The sequence below is a fragment of the Mesorhizobium sp. P5_C1 genome (assembly GCF_054049815.1).
On the sequence record NZ_JBFULQ010000570.1, the window covers coordinates 1 to 3,381 of the forward strand.

The 3,381-nt window shown below is 64.0% G+C and carries 2 protein-coding genes; one reads left to right on the forward strand and one right to left on the reverse strand.

Annotation, left to right across the window (positions count from 1 at the left end):
• Nucleotides 1-1,503: phospholipase D-like domain-containing protein (locus ACXJ7R_RS28005; RefSeq protein ID WP_457154658.1), on the reverse strand; the 1,503-nt coding region annotated here is incomplete at its 3' end.
• Nucleotides 1,504-1,755: 252 nt separating this feature from the next.
• On the opposite strand from ACXJ7R_RS28005, the gene ACXJ7R_RS28010 reads away from it, so the two are divergent.
• Nucleotides 1,756-3,333: a trimethylamine methyltransferase family protein gene (locus ACXJ7R_RS28010; protein ID WP_457154659.1), complete on the forward strand. Its 1,578-nt coding sequence runs from the start codon at nt 1,756-1,758 to the stop codon at nt 3,331-3,333.
• Nucleotides 3,334-3,381 lie beyond the last annotated feature (48 nt).

The following is a 3,381-nucleotide window of genomic DNA, read 5'->3' on the forward strand; positions in this document are numbered from 1 at the left end:
CTCCCAGACCTTCTCCGGAAAGACGAAGGGCGACTTGCCGTCCTTGTTGGACTTGTGGGTGACCGGATCCTTGGTCGGCGCGACATAATTGGGCATCGCGGTTTCGTCGCTGATCGCGCCTTGCACGATCAGATTCGGATCGGCCTTGGCTGCCGCGACCGCCTGGTCGACGATCGAGTTTTCGCCGAGCAGCGACGGATTGAACACCAGGAACAGCACCGCGCGCTTCGCCGCCTTGATGCGGGCGAAGACATCCTCGAGGTCGACCGGCCGCACCGAGATGTCCTTCTTGTTGCGGTCGGGATCGTTGGGAGAGAACCAGACCGTCATGCCGTCCAGCGTTCCCGTGGCGCCGTTCAGCGGATTGGGCAGGTGGTTTTCCCTACGAAACGGCACGCCTTGCGTCTGCACGACGTGGCCGGCAGCGCTTTCCGAGGCTGGCGGCGGGAACACATCGGCCTTCATGCGCTGCCAATAGGCGTCGAATATCTCGGCCATCGCCGGATCGTCGCGGATGAMGGCGTTGTTGGACTGTCCGCAAATGCCCGTCGACGTCCAGTTGGTGCTGCCGGTCATCACCGCTTGCGGCTTGCCCTGGGCATCGCGGTAGACGGCAAACTTGTTGTGGCCGATATGGTTGTTGTTGAACAGGCGGTCGCTCACCACGACGCCCGCGTCGTGCAAGCGCTTCCTGTACGGCGCGTTGCCGGCGTCCCAGGCCTTGGTCTGGTCGTCCCTGCCCGAATTGGCAAGAATGACCTCGACGACATCCTTGGCGGCGACGATCGCGTCGCAAATCTCGTCGTCGCCAAGCTCGTAGAGCGCCAGCCTGACGGTTCCGCCTTCGGTCTTGGCCCGTTTCAGCAGGCTGGTCAGCACGTCAGGCACATCGCCATGCAGATAGGCGCGTATCTTGCTGGTCGGATCCTGCAGCACCGCCCTGATCTTGTCGCGCTGCCCGACCTTGATGCCGGCCTCTTGCAGCGCATGCGACATCCATTGCGTCGACAGCACTCCATTGGTGAAGGCAACCCGCGCCTTGCCGAACATCTGCCCGAGAAAGATCGGTGGGCTGACTGCACCCTGGCCGAGATAACCGAGCGGGCGCGCCGGCCCGGTATAGGCGGGTTTGCCATCGACGATCTGATCGGGTCGCACCGGCACCGGGTCGAGACCCGGCTTCATGTCGCCGACCGGCCGCACCCGGTAGGCTATCATTTCACCCTCTGGCCTGACGTCGATGCTGTCGCGCCGCCGCCGCACGGTGAGATCGCGCCAGAAAGTCTTCTGCACCGGCCAGACGCCGGTATCCTGGGGAATCCATCGTGGATTGCGTTGGCCCTTGAAAGGCACCCAGGAGGCGAGGCAGCGTTCCTCGCCAGTGTCGGGATAGATGCGCACGATCTCGAACCCGAGGCAGCCAGGGATCATGCCGTCTATATCCCAGGAAAGGAACGCGACTTCGTTGTTTGTCGCGGCGCGCACTTTGACGACGTCAGGCATGGCTTTCCCTCCAGAGACGTTCGGCGCGCCAATATAGCAGAAGTAAAAGACGGATGTGTAACGCGTTTCACTTAGCGTCGATCCGGCCGCTGGTCCCAGGCCAGCGCATCGCCGCGATCGGGGCGATATTCTTGCCGTGCAACTGCCGTTCCGGCATGTCGCTTCCCTCGCCCTAGTGGTCGCCGCCTCCGCAACGACCGGCGGGTCGCCGGTCCATTATGCCGCCCGCTACCGCATCGTACGAGGACCACCATGACCGCCGCCCTACAACCTGCAGAACCGGCATTGGCCACCGACCGCGCCCGTCGTGGCGGCCGCGCTGGAAAGCGCGCCGGCGGTTCGGCCGCGTTCGAGCAGCCGGCTTTCCGCCAGCTGAAGAACCCACTCGCGCCGACCAGGCTGGTTTCGGACGACGAGCTGGAATCGATCCATCTCGCCTCCTTGCGCGTGCTGAGGGAAATCGGCGTCGATGTTCTGCATGACGAGGCCCGCCGCATCATGAAGGCGCATGGCGCCGACGTGCGCGACGGCAGCGAGCGGGTGCGCTTCGACAGCGACATGATCCTCGAGCTGGTGTCGAACTGCCCTTCGGAGTTCACCATCCACTCGCGCAACCCGGCGCACAATGTGCGCTTCGGCGGCAACAATCTGATCATCTCGATGATGGCATCGGCGCCCAACTGCTCCGACATCGACCGCGGCCGCCGGCCCGGCAACCAGCAGGATTACCGCAACTTCCTCAAGCTCGCTCAGATGCACAACATCCTGAACTGCACCGGCGGCTATCCGGTCGAGCCGACCGATATCCATCCGTCGGTCAGGCACCTGGAGTGCGTCCGCGACCTCGCCACGCTGACCGACAAGGTGTTTCACATCTACTCGCTCGGCAAGGAGCGCAACGTCGACGGCATCGAGATCGCCAGGATCGCGCGCGGCATCAGCCACGAGCAGTTGCTCGAGGAGCCGTCGGTCTTCACCATCATCAACACCAATTCGCCGCTCAAGCTCGATGTGCCGATGATGGAAGGCATCATCCAGATGTCGAGCAAGGGCCAGGTCGTCGTCGTCACGCCGTTCACCCTTTCAGGGGCCATGGCGCCGGTGACGATCGCCGGCGCGCTGGTGCAGCAGAACGCCGAAGCGCTGTCCGGCATCGCCTTTGCCCAGATGGTGCGCAAGGGCGCGCCCGTCGGCTATGGCGGCTTCACCTCCAATGTCGACATGAAGTCCGGTTCACCGGCCTTCGGCACGCCCGAATACATGARGGCACAGTTGGTCGGCGGCCAGCTTGCCCGCCGCTACAACATACCCTACCGCACCTCCAACACCTGCGCCGCCAACACGGTCGATGCGCAGGCGGCTTACGAGAGCGTGTTCTCGCTGTGGGGCGCCATCCAGGGCGGCGGCAATCTGATGATGCATGCGGCCGGCTGGCTCGAGGGCGGCCTGCGCTGCTCCTATGAGAAGACCATATTGGACATCGACCTGCTGCAGATGGTGGCGGAGTTCCTGACCCCGCTCGACCTGTCCGAAGAAGCGCTCGGCTTCGATGCCATCCAGTCGGTCGGTCCCGGCGGCCATTTCTTCGGCACCCAGCACACGCAGGACCGCTACAAGACCGCCTTCTACTCGCCGATCCTCTCCGACTGGCGCAATTTCGAGACCTGGGCGGAAGCCGGCTCGCCGACGGCGCTGGAAAAGGCCAACAAGGTGTGGAAGGAACGGCTAGCATCATTTGAAGAGCCCTATATGGACCCGGCCATTCGCGAGGAACTCAACGCCTTCGTCGAAAAGCGCCGGTCCGAGGGCGGTGCACCGACCGACTTTTGAATGGCACGCGGCGACCGCTGACCTCGGCGTCGAGGCGCGTTCCACCGC